Source organism: Carnobacterium sp. AT7 (assembly GCF_000171855.1).
GTDB classification, from domain to species: Bacteria; Bacillota; Bacilli; order Lactobacillales; family Carnobacteriaceae; genus Carnobacterium_B; species Carnobacterium_B jeotgali.
In genome coordinates this window covers 22,615-47,553 of the sequence record NZ_ABHH01000001.1, presented here as the reverse complement: position 1 = coordinate 47,553, position 24,939 = coordinate 22,615, and the positions used below count along the sequence as shown (strand labels likewise).

Annotated in this window: 19 protein-coding genes; 17 read left to right on the top strand and 2 right to left on the bottom strand. The window is 37.0% G+C overall.

What is annotated here, in order from left to right:
• Window positions 1–80 precede the first annotated feature (80 nt).
• Entirely contained in the window at window positions 81–1,094 is a 1,014-nt protein-coding gene (locus CAT7_RS00200) for a PTS sugar transporter subunit IIC (protein WP_007720626.1), read from the bottom strand.
• Window positions 1,095–1,234: 140 nt separating this feature from the next.
• Here CAT7_RS00200 and CAT7_RS00195 point away from each other — a divergent pair, with 140 nt between their 5' ends.
• The 5 genes from CAT7_RS00195 to CAT7_RS00175 all read left to right on the top strand — a co-directional run bounded on the left by CAT7_RS00195 (window position 1,235) and on the right by CAT7_RS00175 (window position 7,082).
• Window positions 1,235–2,026 carry a M15 family metallopeptidase gene (locus CAT7_RS00195; RefSeq protein ID WP_007720625.1) on the top strand — a complete coding sequence of 264 codons (792 nt, stop codon included), beginning with the start codon at window positions 1,235–1,237 and terminating at the stop codon, window positions 2,024–2,026.
• A gap of 44 nt (window positions 2,027–2,070) precedes the next feature.
• A complete protein-coding gene (locus CAT7_RS00190; protein ID WP_007720624.1) occupies window positions 2,071–2,709 on the top strand; it encodes a glycoside hydrolase family 73 protein in 639 nt (212 codons plus the stop codon).
• A 140-nt stretch (window positions 2,710–2,849) separates the two neighbouring features.
• Window positions 2,850–3,563, top strand: coding sequence for a hypothetical protein (locus tag CAT7_RS00185; RefSeq protein WP_007720623.1), 714 nt, complete (start codon window positions 2,850–2,852; stop codon window positions 3,561–3,563).
• A gap of 21 nt (window positions 3,564–3,584) precedes the next feature.
• Window positions 3,585–5,633 carry a penicillin-binding protein PBP4(5) gene (pbp4, locus tag CAT7_RS00180; RefSeq protein ID WP_007720622.1) on the top strand — a complete coding sequence of 683 codons (2,049 nt, stop codon included), beginning with the start codon at window positions 3,585–3,587 and terminating at the stop codon, window positions 5,631–5,633.
• A 102-nt stretch (window positions 5,634–5,735) separates the two neighbouring features.
• On the top strand, window positions 5,736–7,082 hold the full coding sequence (locus tag CAT7_RS00175; protein ID WP_007720621.1) for a hemolysin family protein: 1,347 nt from the start codon (window positions 5,736–5,738) through the stop codon (window positions 7,080–7,082).
• 201 nt (window positions 7,083–7,283) lie between these two features.
• On the opposite strand, the gene CAT7_RS00170 is transcribed toward CAT7_RS00175, so the two are convergent.
• A complete protein-coding gene (locus CAT7_RS00170) occupies window positions 7,284–7,979 on the bottom strand; it encodes a hypothetical protein (RefSeq protein WP_007720620.1) in 696 nt (231 codons plus the stop codon).
• A gap of 353 nt (window positions 7,980–8,332) precedes the next feature.
• Here CAT7_RS00170 and CAT7_RS00165 point away from each other — a divergent pair, with 353 nt between their 5' ends.
• From CAT7_RS00165 to CAT7_RS00110, 12 genes are all read left to right on the top strand, one after another.
• A complete protein-coding gene (locus tag CAT7_RS00165; RefSeq protein WP_007720619.1) occupies window positions 8,333–8,908 on the top strand; it encodes a xanthine phosphoribosyltransferase in 576 nt (191 codons plus the stop codon).
• 170 nt (window positions 8,909–9,078) lie between these two features.
• Complete coding sequence (locus CAT7_RS00160) at window positions 9,079–9,636, top strand: DUF2179 domain-containing protein (protein WP_007720618.1); 558 nt, start codon at window positions 9,079–9,081, stop codon at window positions 9,634–9,636.
• A gap of 145 nt (window positions 9,637–9,781) precedes the next feature.
• On the top strand, window positions 9,782–10,903 hold the full coding sequence (gene purK, locus CAT7_RS00155) for a 5-(carboxyamino)imidazole ribonucleotide synthase (RefSeq protein WP_007720617.1): 1,122 nt from the start codon (window positions 9,782–9,784) through the stop codon (window positions 10,901–10,903).
• A 15-nt stretch (window positions 10,904–10,918) separates the two neighbouring features.
• Window positions 10,919–12,217: an adenylosuccinate lyase gene (gene purB / locus CAT7_RS00150; RefSeq protein ID WP_007720615.1), complete on the top strand. Its 1,299-nt coding sequence runs from the start codon at window positions 10,919–10,921 to the stop codon at window positions 12,215–12,217.
• A 229-nt stretch (window positions 12,218–12,446) separates the two neighbouring features.
• Window positions 12,447–13,346, top strand: a complete 900-nt coding sequence (locus CAT7_RS00145) for a DMT family transporter (RefSeq protein ID WP_007720613.1) — start codon at window positions 12,447–12,449, stop codon at window positions 13,344–13,346.
• Window positions 13,347–13,696: 350 nt separating this feature from the next.
• On the top strand, window positions 13,697–14,347 hold the full coding sequence (locus CAT7_RS00140; RefSeq protein ID WP_007720611.1) for a GntR family transcriptional regulator: 651 nt from the start codon (window positions 13,697–13,699) through the stop codon (window positions 14,345–14,347).
• 239 nt (window positions 14,348–14,586) lie between these two features.
• Window positions 14,587–16,839, top strand: coding sequence for a DNA helicase PcrA (gene pcrA / locus CAT7_RS00135; protein ID WP_007720608.1), 2,253 nt, complete (start codon window positions 14,587–14,589; stop codon window positions 16,837–16,839).
• Between the two features lie 215 nt (window positions 16,840–17,054).
• Window positions 17,055–19,076 (top strand): NAD-dependent DNA ligase LigA, encoded by a 2,022-nt coding sequence (gene ligA / locus CAT7_RS00130; RefSeq protein ID WP_007720606.1) that lies wholly within the window; start codon window positions 17,055–17,057, stop codon window positions 19,074–19,076.
• Between the two features lie 4 nt (window positions 19,077–19,080).
• Entirely contained in the window at window positions 19,081–20,190 is a 1,110-nt protein-coding gene (locus tag CAT7_RS00125; RefSeq protein ID WP_007720602.1) for a CamS family sex pheromone protein, read from the top strand.
• Between the two features lie 349 nt (window positions 20,191–20,539).
• The gene (fadD, locus tag CAT7_RS00120) at window positions 20,540–22,051 is read left to right on the top strand and encodes a long-chain-fatty-acid--CoA ligase FadD (RefSeq protein ID WP_007720597.1); all 1,512 of its coding nucleotides are present in this window, start codon (window positions 20,540–20,542) and stop codon (window positions 22,049–22,051) included.
• Window positions 22,052–22,387: 336 nt separating this feature from the next.
• Window positions 22,388–23,593, top strand: coding sequence for an acyl-CoA dehydrogenase FadE (gene fadE / locus CAT7_RS00115; RefSeq protein WP_007720595.1), 1,206 nt, complete (start codon window positions 22,388–22,390; stop codon window positions 23,591–23,593).
• Between the two features lie 34 nt (window positions 23,594–23,627).
• Complete coding sequence (locus CAT7_RS00110) at window positions 23,628–24,923, top strand: acetyl-CoA hydrolase/transferase family protein (protein ID WP_007720590.1); 1,296 nt, start codon at window positions 23,628–23,630, stop codon at window positions 24,921–24,923.
• The last annotated feature ends 16 nt before the right edge of the window (window positions 24,924–24,939 follow it).

Genomic DNA, 24,939 nt, shown 5'->3' with positions numbered 1-24,939 from the left:
GTTTTTTTGGAGCACGTTTTAGAATAAACATTCGCATATAGGAAAGAGGCTGGGATTTTTGTCCCAGCCTCTTCTTTTAATTAAATCGTAATTTTTAACTCATGGGGTTTTAACAGATTTGATTTGATCAGAAATGGCTTGAACAAAAGACTCAATAAAGCCGGTAAAACAAGTACTACAAAAAGATACGAAAGTGTAGCAGCGAGTCCTTGAGAAGAGGAGATTCCAAAAATGGCTACTAAAGCACATAGCCCCATGCCCGCAATCTCAGCAGAGGCTTCTAAATTAAAGACTAGAACCCCTAAAGGAGCTAAGATTGTTCCCAACATTAAGGGGAATAACGCAACTTTGGGATGTCTAATGATATTCCCAGTTTGCAGTTTTGGGGTAATAATCAATTGACCTAAAAATGTTCCAGCATCATTATCCTTCAGACTGAGAAAGGCAAAAACAGTAAACTGGACGCTGCATCCAATTAAAGCAGCTGCACCAGCAGAGCCATCAAGTTGCAAAGCGAGAGCAATGGCAGCTGATGAAGCTGGTGACAAAATCAACATACCGAAAACTAAGCCTAAAAGCATTGAAGATAAAAGAGGATAACCAGCGACAGAAGAAGTAATCAATAATGAGACGGAATTTAACATAAAAGCTATAGGCGAAGATAACGTGAAGCCTATTAAACCGCTGATTAGTATACTTGCAAAAGGGACAAGAATCATATTGAAACGCGTTTTATTAAATAAAAAGGTACCAATGATAATTGCAATAGCAATAGCTAACAAGGCTCCAACGGGTTCCCCACTTTTTAAAGTAACTGCACCATTTGTAAAAGCATACGCGCGACCGCCAATAACTCCTGCTGCTGTGGCACTCAGCATAGTTAGAATATCTGTTTTCAAATAATAACTGATCCCAATACCCAGTCCAGGAATCAATAGTGTTTTTGTGACAGCGCCGATAGTAACGAGTGTTGAGAAGCCTATTAGCTCTCCAATGCTTTGGATTAATAGTCCAATACCTAAAGTAACCACAACTGCTGCAGCAATACCTTGAGATGCTTTGTAGAGCTGATCTGTGAATGTGTCTTTTTTCATTTGTAAACCTCCAAAAGATTTCCTGTTAACCTTATTCTCTATTAATGTTATTATAAAGGAGTGAAATCAAAAGTACACTATCTTAAGAATTAAAGATATTTTTTGATGCAATCCAAAATTAGAATGGAGTCTTTAAAATAATGAATAAAAAATTAGCCTTACTATTGATAACAACTGGTATCTTAGGAGGGTGCGAACAATTCAATCAAGAATCTGTCTCACAATCTAGTCAAGCTTCTGAAACCAGTTCTTCCATTGATACTCTAACTCCGGAAGAAAAACAAAAGTTAGCAGAAGAGGCTGAACATCAAGCTATGCTAGATGCTTTACCAGCTGTTTCAACAGAGGATTGGAATTTAGAACTAGTTAACAATTGGACAAAAATAGATGAATCGATTGAAAGACCCTTAAAGGCATTGCCAAATGGATTATTAGTGGATGAACGAATTATTGAAGATTATACGGCTATGACGAATGCTGGGAAAGAAGCTGGTCATGAGATTGTTGCTGTTTCAACTTATCGTTCAGTTGAGTTGCAAAAGACAAATTACAATAATAGGATTCAACAATATTTAGACGAAGGACATTCTCAAGAAGAAGCCGTTAAATTAACAGAAGATTACATTGCTATCCCTGGAGGAAGCGAACACCATACGGGACTTGCTATTGATGTGATGGATACAGAATGGTTGAAAACAGGAAAAGGTCTGATTGCTGAATTTGATACTCAAGAATCTCAACAGTGGTTAGTTGAGCATGCGGCTGAGTATGGTTTTGTCCTCAGATTTCCTAAAGGTAAAGAAGAAGAGACCGGCATTGAATATGAATCATGGCATTTTCGTTATGTTGGAAAAGAAAATGCAGCTTATATGAAAAAATATGATTTGTCTTTAGAAGAATACATTGCTTTATTAGAAGAAGCTGGCAAATAAACTTATTTTTTTACTCCTGTATTTTCATTGAAAGGAAGAAATGTGTGCCACTAAAAAAACAACCAAAAAATCGGTATAAAACAGTGAAACGTATTAAACATCAACGAATAACGCCTAGCTATTTCTTAATGATGCTCTTTGTCATTGTCTTTATCTTTATTGGGACTCTTTATTTCTTAGCACAAGAAACAGCTGAGGTTCAGGTATCTCAAGACGAACCTGTAGAAGAGCAGTTTATTGTCCAAATCGCTGATTACGCCCAAGTGTTGCAAAAAAAATACGGCGTTTTACCGAGTATCAGTATTGCTCAAGCGATACTTGAATCGGATTGGGGTACTAGCGAACTTTCCATAAAAAACAATAATTTTTATGGAATTAAAGGCAGCAGTTCCGAACCGATTGTTACAATGACGACCAAAGAGTTTGTCGATGGTGAATGGATTGAAGTTCACGCAGATTTCAGAAAATATACCACATGGCAAGAATCAATGGAAGACCATTCTGAATTATTCACTAAAGGAACAACTTGGAACGGAAATCAATACGCTAAGGTTTTAGCGTCAAATGATTACAAAGAAGCAGCTTATGCTTTACAAGAAAGTGGCTATGCCACGGATCCTGACTATCCAGAAAAACTAATTCGTTTGATTGAGCAGTATGACTTGAATCAGTATGATCGATAATGAGAAAGGGGTTCTTTCTTTAGAGTGAACCCCGTTTTTATTATCCAATAAGAAATCGCTTTATTTATTGCAGAATGATAGCAATTAAAGCGGACATTCGTTAAAATAAATACTATGAAACTAACTAACGAGGTGAAAATATGGAAGAAAAAAAAGGATCTCCCAGCATCACGACTGATTTAAGAAAGCACTATGTTGCTGTTCCAGAAATTATTGAGACAGCAAGCGGTATTATTATAAACGGAAAAAGATTCCGCTCACTCATCTTTACAACTGATATTGCTATTATTATGAATAACGATGCCGATGCAGTTATCGCAGTCTATCCGTTTTCACCTCATCCTGCTATCATTCAAGGGATTACGACTGTGGCAAGTATGCCTGTTTTAGCTGGAGTAGGCGGTGGCATTACTAACGGGCATCGTTCAGCCAACATTGCTTTATTTGCAGAATCACACGGCTGTATTGGAGTTGTATTAAATTCTCCTACACCAAAAGAAACCTATCAGGAAATTGATCGCTTAGTAGATATTCCAATCATATCAACAGTGGTTTCGGAGTTTTCGGACATTCAAGAAAAATTAGATGCGGGAGCAGATATCTTGAACGTCAGTGGCGCAGCTCGAACAACGCATATTGTGCGTGAAATTCGTAAGAAATTTCCCAAAGTGCCAATTATTGCAACTGGTGGGCCAACAGAGGAAAGCATTAAAGCAACAATTGCGGCTGGTGCTAATGCGATTACATATACACCGCCAAGTAATGGGAAATTATTTAGTGAGTTAATGAAAAAATACCGTAACCAAGAAGAAATGTTGTATGAAGAACAACAAGAAACTGAAGAAGAAAAATAAATTAAAAAGCGGGTGTAAAAAATGAGGAATTCAACGAACAGAAGAGATAAGAAGCTACCTTTATGGGCTATCATTAGTATTGTAGTTGCCTTACTTGCAGTGATAGGTGGAGGCATCTACGGGTATACAGCTTGGGCTGAATCTAGAGATGAAAAAGCAGCTCAAAAAACGGCAGATACATTTATTGCAGCCCTAGAAAAACAAAATTATAAAGTTATGAGTAAAGTGGTTTCTGAAGAATCCTTGACCGCTATTGATTACACAAAAGAATCAATGGCAGAACGCTATGAAACAGTGTATGGCGGTGTAGGAGCTGCAGAATTAAAGGTTTCCGAACTGTCTCTTACACAAGAAAAGGGAGCAGATCACTACACGCTCTCGTATAAGGTGAATATGGAAACAGCTTTAGGGAAACTAGAAGAGAAAAATTACGAAACGACACTCTCTAAAACTGACGATGATTATCAAGTCGATTGGAACACACACCTTATTTTTCCAGATATGGAGCCAACAGATAAAATCTCAATTACAACAACTGTAGGTGAAAGAGGCGATATTTTAGATAAAAATGGTTCACCATTGGCAACGGAAGGTACATCTTGGCAAGCAGGTCTGCAGCCTTCCGCTTTAGGTGAAGGAGAACAAAAGACAACAATTTTAAATAAAATTGCTGAAACATACGACGTTAAAGTAGAAGAACTGGAAAAACTTTTAGAACAAGGATGGGTAACCCCAGATAGTTTTGTACCATTTAAAGGACTGACTCAAGATGCAGAACTGCCACAAATTCCTGGCGTACTTTACCAAGAAACAACGGCTCGTATGTATCCTCTAAATGAAGCAGCTTCACATTTGATAGGCTATGTTGGAGAAGTTTCAGCTGAAGATATCGAAAAAGATCCAACGTTAAGAACGGGAGACGTTATTGGCAAGTCGGGTTTAGAAGCCACTTATGATGACCGGTTAAGAGGTCAAAAAGGTGGACGCATTGAAATCAAAACAAGTGATGGCGAATTAAAAACAGTCTTACAAGAAACGGAAGTTAAAAATGGAGAAGACATCACGTTAACCATTGATACTGACATCCAAAAAGCTGCTTACGACCAACTAACAGGAGAGAGCGGTTCAGCCGTTTTCATGAATCCAACGGACGGAAGTTTGCTAGCCTTAGTTAGCACACCTTCGTATGATGCAAACTTAATGTCAAGCGGCATTAGTTCGGAAGATTATCAAGCATATGTTGATGATCCGAAGAGTCCATTTTTGGCTCGATACGCATCTGGATATGCTCCAGGTTCAACGTTTAAGGTGATTACAGCAGGCATTGGCCTAGATGCTGGGACCATTATTCCTACAGAAACGCAAAAAATTGAGGGATTATCTTGGCAAAAAGATGCTTCTTGGGGAGATTACAAAGTTACCCGCGTGAAAGACAATCCTAGTGTGAATTTGGCAGATGCGTTTGCCTATTCAGATAATATTTATTTTGCACGAGAAGCACTTGAGATGGGTGCAAAAGTGTATCAAGATGGACTAAAAAACTATATATTTGGTGAAGATTTGAAATTGCCAATTGCAATGAACCCTGCGCAGATATCTAATAGTGGCACATTGGATTCAGAAGGCCTTCTGGCAGATACAGCATTTGGTCAAGGAGAATTATTGCTTAATCCTATTCAACAAGCCGCTTCATATACTCCATTTGCGAATGGTGGCAAGCTTGTTTATCCTAAACTGACAGCAGATCAAGAAACAGCCGAGTCTAAGCAAGCAGTTACACCAGAATCAGCAGCAATAATCAAAGAAGATTTAGTTCAAACAGTCGAAAAAGCGTACGGTTCTTCTCACAAATTAGCTGTTATTGATAAACAAATTGCAGCTAAAACGGGTACTGCTGAAACAAAAGAGTCTGAAATAGAAGGTGAAGATGCTGAAACAAACGGATTCTTATTGGCTTTTGATGCTGAAAATAGCAGTTATTTGATGGTAGCAATGATTGAAGGGAAATCTAGTGGTTCGGTGATTGATGCAATGCTTCCAATGCTTGAAAAAATGGACACATTCCAATAAGAATAACTGTTCTGTAAAATCACAGTTGAAAATAGTTTTAAGAAATGGTATATTATTTCTACTTTGTAAAAAATCAGAAAAATTTAAAGGAGACAATGATAAATGAATTCAGACCCCGATAGTCAGTCGATGATAGGACAGATATTAATTATCGTTATATTGACAGCTGTTAATGCATTTTTTGCATCAGCGGAAATGGCATTTGTATCAATAGATCAAGGGAAAATAAGAGAAAAGGCAGCTAAAGGCGATAAAAAGTCGTTGAATATTTTGAAACTGCTAAGCAATTCAGATAACTTTTTAGCTACAATTCAAGTAGCAATAACCTTGGCAGGATTCTTTTCAAGTGCATCAGCAGCAACCAGTTTTGCAACTCGCCTCGAACCTTATCTATCAACTATTCCAGGGGGAGCACAGATAGCAACCGTTGTTGTAACGATCGCACTATCTTATATAACCCTTGTTTTTGGGGAATTATATCCAAAACAAGTTGCTTTACAAAAAGCTGAAGAAGTTGCTCGTGCTACTTCTGGCACCATTCTAGTAGCACAAACAATAACTAAACCTTTTGTAAAATTACTTTCATTCTCAACAAATATTTTAAAGAGACTGACTCCAATCGATTTTACGGAAGAAAAAGAAAAAATGACACGTGATGAATTTCGCGCATATTTAGAACACAGTCAAATTGCGGGTGCAATAGATCCAGATGAGTTCACAATGCTAAAAGGGATCTTATCAATGGATACTAAAATGGCTAGAGAAATCATGGTCCCACGTACAGATACGTTTATGATCGACTATAAAGAAGGTAGCGCAGTGAATATTCCTCAATTATTGGATATTCCTTACTCGCGTGTTCCTGTTTATCTCGAAGATAAAGATAGCATTATAGGAATTGTACATGTGAAGAATTTGTTGAAAGCTTCTCGAACAACTAAAATTGACGATATTGACTTGAAAGATATTTTAAATGAACCTCTATATGTTCCAGAAACCATTCATATTGACGACTTATTGTATGAACTAAGACGAACACGCAATCAGTTAGCGGTATTAAACGATGAATATGGTGGAGTAGTCGGAATTGTGACATTAGAAGACTTACTGGAAGAAATTGTAGGAGATATTGATGATGAGTACGATGAAACGTATAACATGATTGAAAAAGTATCTGAAAGTATTTATTTAGTCGATGGTTCGACTCAATTATCAAAATTCAATGAATATTTCGGAACTGAGATAGAGTCAAATGATGTGGATTCAATTGCTGGTTACTTTATTACACAATACGGAAATATTCCTCAACCAGGTGATAATGCAAATGTTGAATATGAAAACTACTTGCTTAAGTCCAATAAAGTAGAAGGATCACGTCTTGTTAGTCTTTATGTTGAACGATTAAACACAACAAATGATGATGAAGAGAATGAATCTCAAGGAAATTAAAGTTGACCTCCAGAATGGGAAACCTTCTGGAGTTTTTTTGTCGGATAGGACTAGTTTTTCAGATAAGATAAATACTGGAGAACTCTTTAATAAGAAGCACAAGTTATTGTAAAATGCCTTAGATTAGATTTGTTAAAAGCAAAAAAAGGGACCTCGCCTATTTAAGACGCTGTACCTTTTTGCAGTATGAGTAATGATTCGTTATTCTTCTATAGAGAATGATTCAACTGATGGAGCTTCTTCAACCGGTGGTTCAGGTTTTGTTTCTTCCGGAATAGTAGGCTGTTCTGTTGGTATTTCAGGTTCAACAGGTTTTGTGGAGTCAACGGACTCTGGTACTTCTACTGGCGCTGGAGTTGATTCTGCTGGTTTTGGCTTTGTAGACTCTTTTATAGCATCTGTCGGTTGTTTAGGAGTAGTCGTATTGCTTTGATTCTTTTTAGGCGTGCTATTTTTCGTTGGCGATTTTGAGCTCTTGGGCGTGCTGTAACTATCATTTGAGTATGTAGGTGAGTACGTACTAGATTCATATGCAGCAGTATCTTTAGAATCGTCAGCAGCACTATCGCTTTCGACAACTTCTTCAGTTTCTGCTAATTCAGTTGTTTCTTCTTCAATTTCATTTTTTTCATGATGATCGCTTAAGAAAAATAAATCTGAGTTTTTTCGAGAAACATTCCCTTTATTCTCTATGTCAGTTATTTTTGGGCTTTCTTTTGATTCGACAACATCAGACTCAACTTCAACAATCGATGTCTTTGATTCAGTTACAGCAAGACTATTTGACCAAGGTTTCTCTTGGTTCATACCCATACCAATTACTACAATAAGAATAATAACTAAAATGCCCAAATACCAATAGTGTTTAATCAGTTCAAATAAACTTTTATTGCGCATAGTAAACTCCTTTCCTAAATCGCTTTGATTCAATAGTATAACATTCTCAATTGAAATTCTAGTTTATTCAATGAAATCAAAGCGGTTAGTATTTTTTAATGAACTAATTTCGAATGAAGCTAAACCAATTCATAGTGATTAAACGAATTATAATGATCAATGTGTATTAATTGTTCGTTCAAACTCCTTCTTATGCAAATAGCCTGCTAAAATAATTGACCTTTTTAGTCGAAAAGCGTATATTAAATTAGAATGGATGACTATTCAAGGTCTTTTTCTTTGCTTATGAATCAATAAGTAATGAAAGAGCCTTTTAATTTGTACTTAAATATTAAGAAAAAAGGGTGGATTACATGAAAGAATTAGAAGAACGAATTTTAAAGGATGGCAATGTTTTAGAAGGAGAGGTATTAAAAGTTGATAACTTTTTAAACCATCAAATTGACCCTAAACTTATGCAATCTATTGGAAATGAGTTTGCTAAACATTATGCGGATAAAGGCATCACTAGAATTGTAACCATCGAATCTTCAGGAATCGCACCAGCTGTTTTCGCAGGACTGGCTTTAGATGTTCCGGTAGTCTTTGCACGGAAACAAAAAAGTTTAACGTTGACAGATGATTTATACTCTACAGATGTGTATTCCTTTACTAAAAAATCGACAAGTACGATTGTGATTTCAAAGAAATTTCTTGAAAAAACCGATCGTATTTTGTTAATAGATGATTTTTTGGCTAATGGACAAGCCGCAAAAGGGTTAATAAAATTATGTAATGAAGCACAGGCTGAAGTAGTTGGCATCGGTATCGTGATTGAAAAATCTTTTCAAATAGGCCGTGAATTACTTGAAGAAGAAAACTACGACGTCTATTCTTTAGCGCGTATTCGTGCATTTGAAGAAGGGCAAGTAAAATTCGTAGAGGAATAATTTCAATAAAAATACGATGATAAGCTGCTTTAAAAGTAGAACGATTGCTTTTTGAGCAGCTTACAAACTAAAGTGCTGGAGTTACCAGTTGTTTTTCTTGCTATTTGAATAGATTTTGATAATGTTAGACTGAGTATGAAAAAATTAGTTAACGGTCAGGAGAGAAAAAAATGGAAGTTGATGTACCATTTCTATTGTTAATATTTGTTATAAATGTTGTTTACATTTCGTTGAATACAATTCGCTTTATGTTGACTATGAAAGGTTATCGCTTATCGGCCTCACTTGTTTCTATGGTTGAGGTAACGATTTATGTGGTTGGTTTAGGTTTAGTTTTAGATAGTCTAGATAACTATGTTAATCTTGCGGTATATGCCTTGGGATATGGAGTCGGAATCGCGTTAGGAATAAAAATTGAAGAGTTTTTAGCTCTTGGATATATTATGGTTACAGCTATTGTTCCAGATATGGAAACTAAAATGCCTGAAGAATTGCGTGAGTTGGGATACGGTGTAACAGCTAGTCTGGCATTTGGTCGTGAAGGAGATCGAATGTTCTTGGAAATCTTGACACCTAGGAAAACGGAACGCAAATTATATAAACAAATCAGTGAAATTGAACCCAAAACGTTTATTATTTCTTATGAACCTAAGTACATCAATGGCGGTTTTTGGACGAGAAAAGTAAAAAAACGCCGAAAAGAAATTAGAAATGACGAACAAAAATAAGGCTATCCAATTTGGTTGGAAATTCCAGTATAAACACCGAACGAAAGTTTCGAATGTTGTCAATGACAGATGGGCAGATAACTGCTAAACTAAGAATGAGTAGCTGAAAAAATAATACAAATCATTTTAGAAGGTAGTGATAATTTTGTCTAATCTAATTAGTCCAGGGAAAATGATTGGAATCATTGGCGGCGGAGAAATAGCACGCATGATGGCTTTATCTGCTAAAAAGATGGGCTATCGTATCGGAGTGCTGGATCCAGAAAAAGACTCTCCAGCAGCTCAAGTTTCAGATTGGCAAATGATCGCTCAATATGATAACCAAGAAGCATTGATGGATTTTGCTATGAAATGTGATGTGATCACGTACGAATATGATAACATTGATGCAGATGCGATCACAAAAATAAAAAAAACTGTCTCTGTGCCCCAGGGTGCTGAGTTATTATCGATTACGCAAGATCGATTGTTAGAAAAAGCTTACTTAGAAGCGAGCAATATCAATCTTGCTCCTTATGAGACTATCGTTACAATTGAAGATATAAAAGGTGCAATAGATGGAATTGGATTTCCCTGTGTCTTAAAAACAATTAGTGAACGGCATAATGGAAAAGATCGGTTTGTTCTGCAAAGTGAAGAGGATATATTAAAAGCGGCTTATCTGTTAAAAAGAGGAACTTGCGTATTGGAAGCTTGGATTCCATTTGAGCGTGAACTCTCTGTAATGGTCGTTCGTAACCAAGCTAATCAAGTAATCGTGTTTCCGGTAACCGAAAACATCCATCGTGATAGGACCTTACATGAAAGTATTGTACCGGCTCGCGTCAATCATTACGTTGAAGAAGAAATAGAACGAATTGCTCGGACAATGGCTGAAAAACTTGAACTGATAGGTGTTTTAGGAATTGAGATGTTTATCACTTCAAGTGGGACACTTTACGTGAATGAACTTATTCCAAGGCCTCATCACTCAGGCAATTACAGTATGGAAGCTTGTTCTTTGTCACAATATGATGCGCATATTCGTGCAATCTGTGGCTGGCCTTTGCCTGAAATGGAATTGCTTTCTCCAGCAGTTATGACAACTATTTTAACTGAACATGAGGAAGCAGCAAAAGTTCAGATCCAGTTGAAACCGAATTGGAATTTTTATTATTATGGCAAAGACAATGCAAAAAAAGGTCAAAAAATTGGACATATCACAGTATTAACTAAAGATGTAGAAAAAACATTAGCTACAATCGCAGATACTGGAATTTGGAAATAAGGAGTTTATAAAATTATGATAGAACGGTACACAAGGCCGGAAATGGCTGCTATTTGGTCGGATGAAAATCGCTATAACACTTGGTTGGAAGTAGAAATTTTAGCTGCCGAAGCATGGGTTGAACTTGGAGAATTGCCTAAAGAAGATGTGGAGAAAATCCGTGCGAATGCTTCATTTGAAGTGGATCGTATTTTAGAAATAGAAAAAGAAACTAGACATGATGTAGTAGCTTTTACGCGCGCTGTTTCTGAATCATTAGGCGAAGAACGCAAATGGGTTCACTATGGCTTAACCAGTACGGACGTTGTAGACACTGCTTATGGGTACCAATTGAAACAAGTGAATGATGTATTACGCCTAGATTTGCAAAACTTTTTAGAAATCATTGGTGAAAAAGCCAAAGAACATAAAATGACTGTTATGATGGGGCGGACTCACGGTGTACATGCCGAACCAACTACTTTTGGGTTGAAATTAGCTTTATGGTACTCAGAAATGAAACGCAACATTGAACGGTTTGAACATGCAGCAAAAGGCGTTGAAGCTGGAAAAATAAGTGGAGCTGTCGGAACATTTGCGAATGTACCAACTTTTGTTGAAAAATATGTTTGTGAACATTTGGGAACGAGAGCGCAAGAAATTTCAACACAAGTCCTTCCGCGGGATCTACACGCCGAATATGTTGCTACTATGTCTTTAATCGCAACGAGTATTGAAAAATTTGCTACTGAAATCCGGGGGTTGCAAAAATCAGAAACGCGCGAAGTTGAAGAATTTTTTGCAAAAGGTCAAAAAGGATCATCAGCTATGCCGCATAAACGCAATCCCATTGGTTCAGAAAATGTAACGGGCTTAGCTCGTGTAATTAGAGGACACATGATGACAGCTTATGAAAATGTTGCATTGTGGCATGAACGGGATATTTCACATTCATCTGCAGAACGCATAATTCTACCTGATTCAACGATTCTATTAAATTATATGTTAAACCGTTTTGGAACAATTGTTAAAAATCTAACGGTTTTTCCAGAAAATATGAAACGCAATATGGATGCGACGTATGGCTTGATTTATAGCCAACGCGTGCTGCTTAAACTGATTGATAAAGGAATGAGCCGTGAAGCTGCTTATGACCTGATACAACCAAAAACAGCTACTGCGTGGGATGAACAAGTATTGTTCCGTCCATTGCTTGAAAAAGATGAAAACGTAATGGCTGTCTTGTCAAAAGCAGAGTTAGACGATGCATTTGATTACCATTATCACTTAAGAAATGTAGATGAAATTTTCCAAAGAGTAGGCCTAGGCGACTGAAGCATTGGGCCGAATGGAGCGCATAGGTTAGTCGATAAGCCAAATTAAACAAGAAAAGTAGCAAACTAAAGTAGAAAAAGCATAGGGATTTTTATCTTCCTATGCTTTTTCTACACAATTTATTAAAAAACGCGCTCATTTGATTAATGAATTTGTATATTAGTCAAACGGTACATAACAAATGCAGAGCGCTCAGTACATCAAATAACAAAGGATGGGAGGGTGGAAAATGGGAATAGAAAAGTTGAAAGTTGTAATAGCTATGCTGTTATTTGGGTCGATTGGATTGATGGTTAAAAATATCGAACTGACTTCAAGCGAGATTGCGCTGTATCGCGGTTTATTGGGTAGTTTGTTTCTATTGTTTTTTTTGCTTCTAAAGAAAAAGAGCGTCTCGCGTATAGCACTAAAAAGTAATGCAAAAGTACTAGTTATTTCTGGAGCTGCGATTGGCTTAAATTGGATTTTATTATTTGAGGCATACAACTATACAACGATTGCGAACGCAACGTTAAGTTATTATTTTGCTCCAGTGATTGTAATGGTTATTTCGCCTTTTTTCTTAAAAGAAAAATTACTACCAAATAAAGCAATTAGTATATTAATAGCGATGCTGGGAATGTTTTTAGTCGTAGGAATAGGAACACAAACCAGTGGAGAATATACACATTCTGTAGGAATCTTATATGGTTTAGGTGCAGCTGTTTTATATGCAAGCGTCATGATGTTAAATAAATTGGTGAAAGATATGTCAAGTTTGGAAAGTACAATGATTCAATTGATGGTGGCTTCTGTGACATTGGCTCCTTATGTTTTAGTCACGCAAGGGTTCGATCTAGTAGAGATTTCTGTTACATCGATTCCTTATCTACTTGTTTTAGGAATCGTTCATACAGGACTAGCTTATGTCTTATATTTTTCGGCCATGCAATACTTGAAAAGCCAAACAGTCGCTCTTTTGAGTTACATTGATCCGGTTGCTGCAGTCGTGATGTCTGCTCTGTTTTTAGGAGAAAACATGAACGGCGTGCAAATTTTTGGAGGTATGTTAATCCTGAGTTCGACCTTCATTGGAGGATTGAACTGGCCAAATAAAACCTCTTTGGAAATAAAAGAAAAGATAGAGTAAAAAGACAAACAAAATAGTTGTTTGTCTTTTTAGTGGTCTATTCAACTATTGAAGGCCCGCTTGTTAAAGCGGACCTCAGGATGGGGTCTTTACAGTATAGAAAAGTAAAGAAAATAGTTTCTGTTTGGTACTCTTTTAGTATAACAATCTTGTATAAATTTTATGTAAATAGTGAGTAGTGGTTAAGTAAATTTTAGAGTTAATTGAAAAAAATTGGTATGGGTGCTTCAAAAACTTGAAGTCAGGTACGATAAAATCTATAATTGATACAAGTATATTAAAAAAAGTGGATTTCATTCTTCTGGTATAGACAGAAAACAAAAATAATAAAAACAGGCAGGTGAATAAAATTGTCTAAACCAAAAAAACTAGAAGATGCAGCTTACCAATACAGTAAAGATCAGATACTGACCAAACAATGGTTGCCTCAAACGCACATTACAGAAATTGGTCTATCTAAAAAGTTAGGTATCAGCCGGACGCCGATTCGACAAGCCTTTCTGAGATTAGAAGAAGAAGGATACATAGTAATTGAGCAAAACAAAGGGATAAGAATTCGCGAAAATCAAATTTCGCTACAAGGATTTCAAGAACGATTAGAATTTATGGAGTTGATTTTAATTGATTACTTGCATTTTTTGCAAATCAAAGAAATTCAATTTGATACAGACTCTTTGGAAAAGCTAGTGGATCAAATTAGACAGTTGACGGATGTAAAAGAACTAGGGAAATTTTCAGTTGTTGAATTTGAGTATTGGAAAACCTTTTATCGTTATGCTAAAAACAGCTATACAACAGCTTTGTTTTTGGACACGTTCAGAAGTATAAAAGGACAAACGAATGAAGAAATCAACGAATATATGCAACTCAGCCAGCTCACAAAAGTAAAACATTTTAATCAGATAGTCATTTTTTTGAAAAATGGTGAGTATGCTTTAGCCAGAAAAGAAGTGCGTATTTTAATTAATCAACTTAGTTTAATTACAATTCAAGGGATTTAATAACAACTGCAACCTAAGCAGGATAAAAAGAAAAGAGATTCTTTTTTTGGAGAATCTTTTTTCTTTTTTACTTTCTTAATTTGAAACTGTTCATTTACTACTCGAAGACCCTTTATTTGTGGTAATATTATCCTTGAGAAATTATGCGAAATTTAAAGAAATTTTGCTAGACTAGTGAAGTCCGTATCCTATTTTTAGAATAGAAATATAGGATGTTAGATGAGAGAGGATGTAAAAAATTGGTAGCACGAGATAATTTATTAAATGGAATGAATCCAAAACAAAAAGATGCTGTTGTCTGCACGCAAGGCCCGCTTTTGATTATGGCAGGTGCAGGAAGTGGAAAAACACGAGTCTTAACACACCGTATTGCCTACTTAATCGAAGAAAAAAACGTGAATCCATGGAATATTCTAGCGATTACTTTTACAAATAAAGCCGCTAAAGAAATGAAAGAACGGGTAACTCGTCTTATGAAAGAAGGCGGAAGCGATGTTTGGGTCTCTACTTTTCACTCAATGTGTGTCCGTATTTTACGACGCGATATCGATCGCATTGGTTACACGAAAGCCTTTACGATTAGCGATCCGAGTGAACAGCAAACATTGATGAAACGCATTCTAAAAGAACGAAATATCGATCCTAAAAAATACAATCCTAGAGCTATTTTAGGAGAAATCAGCAATGCTAAAAATGAATTGGATACACCAGAAGACTACCGCAAAAGAGCCGGAAGCTTTTTTGAAAAAATCGTGGCAGATTGTTACGATGATTACCAAAGAGAGTTACGTCGCAATCAAGCGGTCGATTTTGACGATTTGATCATGTTGGCAATTCGTTTATTCAAAGAAAGTCCTGAAACATTAGACTATTACCAAAATAAATTTCACTACATCCATGTTGATGAATACCAAGATACGAATGAAGCACAATACACTTTAGTAAATATGTTAGCTGAAAGATTTAAAAATCTTTGCGTTGTTGGGGATGCCGATCAAAGTATCTACGGCTGGCGCGGAGCGAACATGGAAAACATTTTGAATTTTGAAAAAGATTATCCTGATGCAACGACTGTTTTGTTGGAGCAAAATTACCGTTCAACTAAATTTATTTTACAAGCAGCCAATGATGTAATCGGCAATAACTCAAAACGTAAAGTCAAAAAACTTTGGACAGATAATCATGATGGTGAAAAAATTACGTATTATCGTGGACAATCGGAAGGCGACGAATCGCGGTATGTCATTTCTAAAATTCAAGAAGAAATGAAAGCCAATCATTACAATTATGGTGATTTTGCAGTTCTTTACCGGACCAATGCTCAGTCTCGTGTTATTGAGGATAGCTTGTTAAAATCAAATATACCTTATAAAATGGTTGGTGGTCACAAATTCTACGACCGTAAAGAAATTAGAGATGTTTTAGCTTATCTGCGTTTAATCGCCAATCCTGATGACAATATGAGTTTTGAGCGAGTGGTCAATGTCCCTAAACGAGGCATTGGTCCCGGAACAATTGAAAAACTTAGAACTTCTTCCAATCAATACGACTGGTCCCTTTTAGAAACAGCACTAAACGTTTCCATTACACCTATTTCTGGCAAAGCTGCTAATGAGCTTGAGGCATTTGGTTTCATGATGAAAGATTTGCGCCAAATGCAAGAATACGTTCCGGTAACGGAATTAGTCGAAGAAGTTTTAAAACGTAGTGGCTACCAAAAATCATTAGAATTAGAACGCACACTTGAATCTGAAACACGTTTAGAAAATATTCAAGAATTTTTGACGGTAACACAACAATTTGAAAAAGAAAATACGGAAGATAAATCCTTGTTGACGTTTTTAACAGATTTAGCACTGGTTTCTGATTTGGACAATTTAGAAGAAGAACCTCAAAGTGAAGTAACCTTAATGACGCTTCACGCAGCCAAAGGATTAGAGTTCCCAATTGTTTTTCTTATAGGACTAGAAGAAGGAATCTTCCCGTTGTCACGTTCAATGATGGAAGAAGATCAACTAGAAGAAGAACGCCGTTTAGCGTATGTTGGAATTACACGTGCAGAGAAAAAATTATATATTACAAATGCTTACTCACGGGTTTTATATGGCCGTACACAAAGCAACTCGGCTTCTCGTTTCATCAATGAAATTACCGATGAAGTTTTAGAATTAGGCAATCCGCAAACAATGAATACACCATTTAGCCGTTCACCATTCAGTTCAACGACTAGTTCTATGCAACGCAATCAAGCAACAAGAGCAACTAGTCAACCTTATAAGGCTCCAGTAACAAGTAAAATGTCAAGCGGAGCTGACAAATTAGGCTGGAATGTTGGCGATAAAGCTGTTCATAAAAAATGGGGTCTGGGAACAGTTGTCAAAGTTACCGGTGCAGCAAATGACCTCCAACTCGATATCGCCTTTAAAGAACAAGGCATCAAACGCCTACTAGCAGCTTTCGCACCAATCGAAAAACAGCAGGATGCGGAGTGACCCTGAAAGACACACAGTAAAAACAGGGAATCACAGAGAAGATGTTTCATCTTCGGCGGGATTCATCTTTTTTACAAAGTGTCTGGGTCACGTAGCTCAACAACAAGGTGCGGAAAACGACGCTTAGTCTCAATTATAGGATGCGTAACTTCCTGTTTAGATACGCTGTTTAACAAAAAAATGAATAAATCTAAAGTACGAAAGGAATTAGGGGTATGTCCACACAAGACTTTGAATCTGCGAAACAACGGGTTTTCGACTTGCGAACATTATTAGATAAATATAGTTATGAATATTATGTAAAGGATACACCATCTATACCTGATGCAGATTACGATAAGTTGTATCATGAATTAGTAGCTTTGGAGGAAGAATTTCCAGACTTAATCAGCAATGATTCGCCAACACAACGCGTTGGTGGAACAATTTTGCCTGGGTTTGAAAAAGTGGTTCATGAAGTACCAATGTTAAGTCTCGGAAACGCATTTAACGAAGGCGACTTGCTTGATTTTGACCGACGCATCAAAAAGCTAACTGATAAGCCTTTTAGTTACATTTGCGAATTAAAAATCGACGGTTTGGCTGTTTCGTTAAAATATGAGAAGGGCAAATTAGTTCGTGCAGCAACACGTGGAGATGGGACTGTTGGCGAAAATGTGACTCAAAATATTCGTACCGTTAAATCGGTTCCGTTGCGTTTGAAGAATGCCTATTCAATTGAAGTACGTGGCGAATGCTATATGCCCAAAGATTCGTTTATTAAATTGAATCAAGATCGAGAAGAAAATGGCGAAGCTATCTTTGCAAACCCACGCAACGCAGCAGCTGGTGGCTTGCGCAACTTGGATACTAAAGAAACAGCTAAACGAAATTTAAATACTTTTCTATACACAGTTGGCGATTTTGGTGAACTAACGGCTATCAGCCAAGAAGATGCCCTCCACCAACTAGACGAATTAGGTCTTCGTACTAATCAAGACCGCAGAGTGTTCCAAACGATTGAAGAAGTGTGGGCCTACACGCAAGAATTTCAAGAGAAAAGAACTGCTTTGCCCTATGAAATCGATGGAATTGTAATCAAAGTAAATGAATTTGACGTGCAAAAAGAAGTTGGGTTCACTGTTAAAGCGCCTAGATGGGCTATTGCTTACAAGTTTCCAGCAGAAGAAGCTCATACAGTAATACGCGATATTGAGTGGTCAGTTGGCCGTACGGGTGTTGTGACGCCAACGGCTATCATGGATCCTGTTCAATTAGCGGGTACCACTGTCCAAAGAGCAAGTCTCCATAATGAAGATTTGATTCATGAGCGAGATATTCGTTTGCTAGATACCGTTGTTGTGCATAAAGCAGGCGACATTATTCCAGAAGTCACTCGTGTTGTTTTGGATGAACGTCCGGAAGAAAGTCAGCCCTATCTGATTCCTACCCATTGTCCAGCTTGTGACAGCGAATTGATCCATTTGGAAGAAGAAGTCGCATTGCGTTGCATGAATCCAAAATGTCCAGCACAAATTACAGAAGGATTGTCTCATTTTGTTTCTCGAAATGCGATGAATATTGACGGATTAGGTATCAAAGTATTGCTGCAAATGTTTGAAAAAGAGATGGTCCATGATGTAGCCGATTTGTATACATTAACGTTTAATCAATTGGTTACTTTAGATAAAATTAAAGAGAAATCAGCTAATAATTTATTGACGGCTATTGATGCTAGTCGCAGCAATTCGTTAGAAAGACTGTTATTTGGCCTGGGAATTCGTCATGTTGGAGCCAAGGCTGCCAAATTAATTGCTGAACGCTTTGAAACGATTGAAGCTGTACAACAAGCTGAAAAAGAAGCTATCATAGCGATTGAAGGCATTGGAGAAATCATTGCTGACAGTGTGGTTGCTTACTTTAGTTTGCCAGAAGTAACGGAACTGATTCAGGAATTGAAAAACAGCCAAGTCAACATGACTTATTTGGGCAAGAAAAAAGAAGAAGTCGCAACAGTTGATTCTTATTTCAATGGGAAAACGATTGTATTAACAGGAAAACTCACTCATTTTACCCGTGAAGAAGCCAAAGAACGAATTGAGAATCTTGGTGGAAATGTGACTGGGAGCGTTTCTAAGAAAACCGATTTGGTTGTTGCGGGTGAAGAAGCTGGCAGCAAATTAGATAAAGCTGAATCGCTGAATATTCTTGTCTGGGATGAAGATCAGTTGCTGAAAGCATTAGAAGGAGAGGAATAAGTAAATGAACAAAAAAGCAATCGCCTTAATGGCTGTTTGTGCATTTCTGTTAAGTGCTTGCCAAACGGAAGACCCGAATACCAAAGAAAAAGAAACGGTTGGTAAAGAAATAGAAACAACAAGCCAATTATCAAATGATTACTACAGTGCGATCATTACGGATGGTGCCTACCAAACTAGTTTAAATAGAGGAATAACATTAGGTTTAAATTCAAACGTGAATTTAAAGGCTTTTGAAACTGGATTAATGGATTTGTCGCAAAAACACTACGCAACAGATACTTATTACTTTCAGGAAGGCCAATACATCGACGCGGATACTACCAGTAAGTGGCTAAGTCGTGTAAGTGAAGAAAATCCAGAAGGGTTAAATCCAGAAGACAATGGAGATGTGGAACCAGATGGACGAAATCCCATTTATTTAGATTCATTGTTGGAGCAAGATTATATGATTAAAAAAGGTGATGGATTTGAATTAGGTGGAATCTCTATCGGTTTGGCTATGAATAGTGTCGATTACTACACAAAAAAAGAGTTCGGATCAGAATTTGAAACAAAAATCTCAAAAGAAGAATTATTAGCTGAAGGGCAAAAAATGGCTGATAAAATAGTCCAACGATTAAGAAAAACTGAAGGCATTGGAAATATTCCAATCGTCGTGGGTATATTTGAACAATCAACGAAAGACAATTTAGCTGGCGGTGTATACATTTCAGAAGCAATTAGTGAAGAAGGGTCAACTAGTTTAAAAGATTGGAAGTCAATCAATCAAAAGAAACTTATTTTCCCGACTAGTGGAGAGGAAAGCAATGAGTTATCTAGTTTCCAAAATTTCAAAGCAGAGATTGAAAACTTCTTCCCCAACTTAAGTGGAGTAACAGCAGAAGCACTTTATACAGACAATCAAATTATGAGTATGAAAGTATCTATCAACACACAATTTTATGGAGAAAGTGAAATAATTGCCTTAACTCAACATGTTGCGGAGAAAGCCTCCTCATTCCTATTGCCAAATATTCCAATTGAAATCACGATAGATTCAATAAATGGAACCGAAGCCTTCCTATCCAGAGAAGCAGGGGAAACCGAATTTTACTCACACGTATTTGATTAGGATGCGAAACGACCTCGATAGACACGCAGTAAAAACAAGGAATCACAGAGAGGATGTCCCATCCACGAAGAGAGTACGCTTTTTCCGAAAGCCTGTCGAACGCAGCTCAACTTAAAGATACGGAGTTTGTTGAAAAAAGGCAGCGAGAAAATATTCTCGCTGCCTTTTTTTTTCAATAATAGAGCCAAATTGGTCTATCTTAAGGTGTAAAATAAGTTTCATAGTGAAATAGATTTTCTAGATTAAGGTAAGGAAAAATAAAATACTATTAGACAAACAAAAAAAGTCCTGTTATGATAACGTTATATAAGCGCTTACACAAAATGATGAATTTTGTGGAGGGATAGAAGTGAATTTAGATTGGATAAAAGTGCGTTCGTTATTGACGCCCGATAGAATAGCTTTGGTCGACCCGATAAAAAACAGCGAGTGGACATACAAAGAGGTAAATGTTCGCGCTGAGAACTTAGCACATTACTTGAAGAAAAATGGTGTGACAAAAGGAGACAGAGTCGCACTCTATGCTCCAAATGATATTAGCTACTTTGATGTTTTGCTTGCAAGTATAAAAATAGGCGCTATTTTTATTCCATTGAATTGGCGTCTTAAACCAATCGAAATTAAAAAAGTAGTGGAAGACGCACAGCCTAAAGTCATTTTACATGCTAGTCAAATTAGCAAACGCTTGTCTCTCGTAGACGCTGCTTTGCTGTCGCTTGATGTAGACAGTAAAGAGTACAATGAAATTTGTGAACATCCAAATCATGTACCATTTCTTTCTGAATCGATAGAGCTAGAGTCGCCAGTTATGCTAATTTATACTACTGGAACGACCGGTGACCCAAAAGGTGCAATCATTACACATAATGGCATGGTTAATAATTCAATGAATACAATTATCAGTTGGAATATTACGCATGAGGATATCACGATAGCTAGCGCTCCAATGTTTCACATAGCTGGAATTTCCGGTATGATTATCCCGCTGATGTTGATTGGTGGAAAGGTCATTATCGATCGGTACTTTGATGGAACAAACACAAATGAAATGATCAAACAATATAAGCCTACCATGCTGTTTATGGTCCCAACGATGTATTATGGATTGATTAGCGCAACGAATTTCCATAAAGACAACTTAGCAAGTGTGCATACATTTGTGGCTGGAGGTTCTCCACCGCTCAAAGAAGTGGTCAATTATTTTGTGAGTGAAAAATTGCCTCTGATTAACTCTTATGGATTGACAGAAGTTGGTCCTAATAATTTCAAATTAATGAGTGAGACGGCTTTGCAGCACCCATTTAGTATTGGATACCCAAGCTTCTTCGTTGAGGCGAAAATCGTAAATGATCAGGACGAAGAAGTGGAGCAAGGACAAATTGGTGAGCTGTTACTGGCTGGCCAGCATACTTTTGCGGGTTATTGGCAGAAACAAGAAGAAACAGCTAAAGCTTTTTTGGGAGACTTTGTCAGAACAGGCGACTTAGCCAAAAAGGATGAAAATGGACTTTTTTATATTGTTGATCGAAAAAAAGAAATGATCATTACTGGTGGAGAAAATGTATTGCCTTCTGAAGTGGAAAGAGTGTTAAATGCTCATCCTGCTGTGAAGGACTCTGTCGTCGTAGGATATGAACACCCAAGATACGGTCAATCTGTTGGAGCAGCAATCATTTTTAAGGATAAAGAACGAAGTGAAGCAGAGTTAGATCAATATATGACGGATAATTTAGCAGGATATAAAACACCAAAACACTATCTTTTTGTAGATGTTTTTCCAACTAATTCGGTCGGGAAAACAGACAAAAAAGAAATTATTCGGCTATTAAATGAATGGACAACAGTAAAAACGATTAACTAAAAAAAGAATGAAGAGTATCAAAGTAAGGTGCATCTAATTTTCAATAAGATGCTAACCACTAATCTTTGAGTGCTCTTTTTTTTGTGGAAAAAATTAACGTCCAACATTTTGGGTAATTCAATTTTGTTTAAAGCACTTAAATCGGTTGTCTAGTAATTTATTCAACTAAATTTAAAATTAGTTAGTGTACAGAAACCCTTGATAAGACTACCCTTTCAAGCTGTTATTAAAAATGCTAATGTTTGGTATTACGAATTGTAATTAGAAAAATCAAAGGATGGCTATTACAATAACAATGTAAGCGCTTATATAATAAATAATAGGGAGTGTCAGAAGATGGAAAATAGAGAACAAGTATTAAAGGAAATGTACCCAGAGGATATTTTGAAATTTTCAGAAAAATTGACAGATGGAGAAATTGAAGTGTTACAACGCGTACGTAAAGCGGTAAACGAACACTTGAAACCAGTCATCAATGATTACTGGAAAAGAGGCGAATTTCCAACTGAAGAATTCAAACATGTAGCAAAAACCGGACTAATAAGTGATCCTGTATTGTTTGAGAATCAACCGAACCGATTTACGTGGGGAAATACGTACTTCTTATTCTTGGCATATGATTTGTACAAGTTTGATGCTTCGATTGCCACATTCTTTGGCGTACATGCTGGACTTGGCTATTTTTCTTTCTTATTAGGCGGCAGCCCAGAACAACAAATGAGATGGTTGCCAAAACTTCAAAATTTTGAATTACAAACGTGTTTTGCTTTAACTGAACCTGAACATGGATCTGATACAGCTGCAGGATTAGCAACTACTGCACGTCGTGAAGGAGACAAATGGATCATCAATGGAGAAAAACGTTGGATTGGTGGAGCTAGTTCAGCTGATTTGATTCCAGTATATGCGAGAGATTTAGAAGACAACAAAGTGAAATGTTTCATCGTAGAAAAAGGACAAAAAGGGTTAAGCGTAGATGATATTGATGACAAAATCGCTTTAAGAATCGTTCAAAACGGAAACATTCATTTGGACAATGTGGAAGTGTTGGAAAGCAACCGTCTACAAAATATCAACGGATTCAAAGATGTAGCTAAAATATTGTATGCCACACGTGCTGGAGTAGCTTATGCTGGTGCCGGAATGATGGCTGGATCTTTAGCAGCAGCTCTTGAATACACAACAACTCGAGTTCAATTTGGTAAACCAATCGCAAGTTTCCAACTGGTTCAAGAAAAATTAGCAAGAATGCAAGGAAATGCGGTCACTGCATTAGCTTTGAGTGCTCGGATTGCTGAACTACAAGAAAGAGGCGAGTACAGTGAAATCAATGCTTCTCTTGCCAAGATGAACAACTCTTTACGCTTAAGAGAAACGGCTGCACTGGGACGTGAAGTTTGTGGTGGAAACGGGATCACTCTTGAACGAAATGTCGCAAGATTTTTCTGTGATGCAGAAGCTATCTACTCTTATGAAGGTACTCATGAAATGAATTCATTGATTATGGGACGCAAATTAACAGGGATATCTGCTTTCGTTTAATTGAACAAACTGAGAAGATTGGAAGGTGTAAAGAATGTCTTTTAAAGATGACTATCAAGCAAAAATAAAAAGCTTAGCTGAAGCTGCTGCACAAATTCAAAGCAATGAAAGAATCATGTCAAACCCAGTTGCTGCGATGCCAATTTCATTAATCACTGCTATAACAAAGCGATACAAAGAATACGAAAATGTTACTTTGTACTCGGCATTTGTGATTCACCCATTTGATTTCTTTACTAACCCAGAAGTTGCTGAAAAAATTAGATACCATTCTTTCTTTATGGGACCACTAGAACGTCAGTTGGTTTCATACGGAACCTTTTCTGTAGATCCAGTCAACTTTTCTAACTTGAACTTGTTGATTGAACAACGCATAAAACCAACGACATTTGTTACGACGGTTTCTGAAATGGATGAAGAGGGTTACTTCAACTATGGGCCAATGGGAGTTACCATTGGTGAGGTCAGCAGCAAGGTAGCTCAAAAAGTTATTATCCAAGTAAATAAAAATGTACCAAAGGTCAATGGGACTCACAATAAAATTCATATTGATGACGTGGATATCATTGTTGAACAAGATGAACAGTTACTTGAAATTCCAGAGACGCCTTCTAGCAATATTGATAAAAAAATTGCTGAATGTATCGTTCCACATGTAAAAGATGGTTCAACCATTCAAATCGGATTTGGTGGTTTGGCAAATGCTGTAAGTTATGGATTAGATAGCAAAAAAGATTTAGCTGTTCATACTGAAATGATTACAGAATCTATGGTGTATTTGACTGAAAAAGGCGTAATTACTGGACCAATCCGAGGCGGTTTTGCGATGGGGACACGTAAATTATATGATTTCAGTGGAGACAATGATCAAATTAGTATTGAACCATTGCACTTAGTCAATGATCCTTCTAGAATTGCTCAAATTGATAACTTTGTTTCAGTTAACGGATGTTTGATGGCTGATTTAACTGGGCAAGTCGTTTCAGAAGGAGCCGGTACACGATTCATCAGTTCAGTTGGAGGAGCAAATGACTTTGTACGTGGAGCAACCAAATCTAAAGGCGGTCAAAGCTTTATCTGCTTGGCTTCTACAAATAAAAATGAAAAAACCGGTGAAGTGACCTCGAATATCATGATGTCATTCCCACCAGCAACTCCGGTAACCGTTCCGCGCGCTGACGTTCAGTACATTGTGACTGAGCATGGAATCGCTGATATGTTCAATAGAAGTATTGAAGATCGTGTTGAACAAATGATTTCAATCGCAGATCCAGAATTCAGAGATGAATTAAGAACACAAGCCATTACTGCAGGATTCATTAGAAAATAAGTCGTTATCATTAACT

What these genes read in the sequence shown, in the direction of transcription:
- CAT7_RS00170 (WP_007720620.1), bottom strand. Translation starts at nt 7,979, where the DNA reads ATGCGCAATAAAAGTTTATTTGAACTGATTAAACACTATTGGTATTTG.
- CAT7_RS00165 (WP_007720619.1), top strand. Translation starts at nt 8,333, where the DNA reads ATGAAAGAATTAGAAGAACGAATTTTAAAGGATGGCAATGTTTTAGAA.
- CAT7_RS00110 (WP_007720590.1), top strand. Translation starts at nt 23,628, where the DNA reads ATGTCTTTTAAAGATGACTATCAAGCAAAAATAAAAAGCTTAGCTGAA.
- CAT7_RS00175 (WP_007720621.1), top strand. Translation starts at nt 5,736, where the DNA reads ATGAATTCAGACCCCGATAGTCAGTCGATGATAGGACAGATATTAATT.
- CAT7_RS00195 (WP_007720625.1), top strand. Translation starts at nt 1,235, where the DNA reads ATGAATAAAAAATTAGCCTTACTATTGATAACAACTGGTATCTTAGGA.
- CAT7_RS00200 (WP_007720626.1), bottom strand. Translation starts at nt 1,094, where the DNA reads ATGAAAAAAGACACATTCACAGATCAGCTCTACAAAGCATCTCAAGGT.
- CAT7_RS00185 (WP_007720623.1), top strand. Translation starts at nt 2,850, where the DNA reads ATGGAAGAAAAAAAAGGATCTCCCAGCATCACGACTGATTTAAGAAAG.
- CAT7_RS00160 (WP_007720618.1), top strand. Translation starts at nt 9,079, where the DNA reads ATGGAAGTTGATGTACCATTTCTATTGTTAATATTTGTTATAAATGTT.
- ligA (WP_007720606.1), top strand. Translation starts at nt 17,055, where the DNA reads ATGTCCACACAAGACTTTGAATCTGCGAAACAACGGGTTTTCGACTTG.
- CAT7_RS00145 (WP_007720613.1), top strand. Translation starts at nt 12,447, where the DNA reads ATGGGAATAGAAAAGTTGAAAGTTGTAATAGCTATGCTGTTATTTGGG.
- pbp4 (WP_007720622.1), top strand. Translation starts at nt 3,585, where the DNA reads ATGAGGAATTCAACGAACAGAAGAGATAAGAAGCTACCTTTATGGGCT.
- fadE (WP_007720595.1), top strand. Translation starts at nt 22,388, where the DNA reads ATGGAAAATAGAGAACAAGTATTAAAGGAAATGTACCCAGAGGATATT.
- CAT7_RS00125 (WP_007720602.1), top strand. Translation starts at nt 19,081, where the DNA reads ATGAACAAAAAAGCAATCGCCTTAATGGCTGTTTGTGCATTTCTGTTA.
- purB (WP_007720615.1), top strand. Translation starts at nt 10,919, where the DNA reads ATGATAGAACGGTACACAAGGCCGGAAATGGCTGCTATTTGGTCGGAT.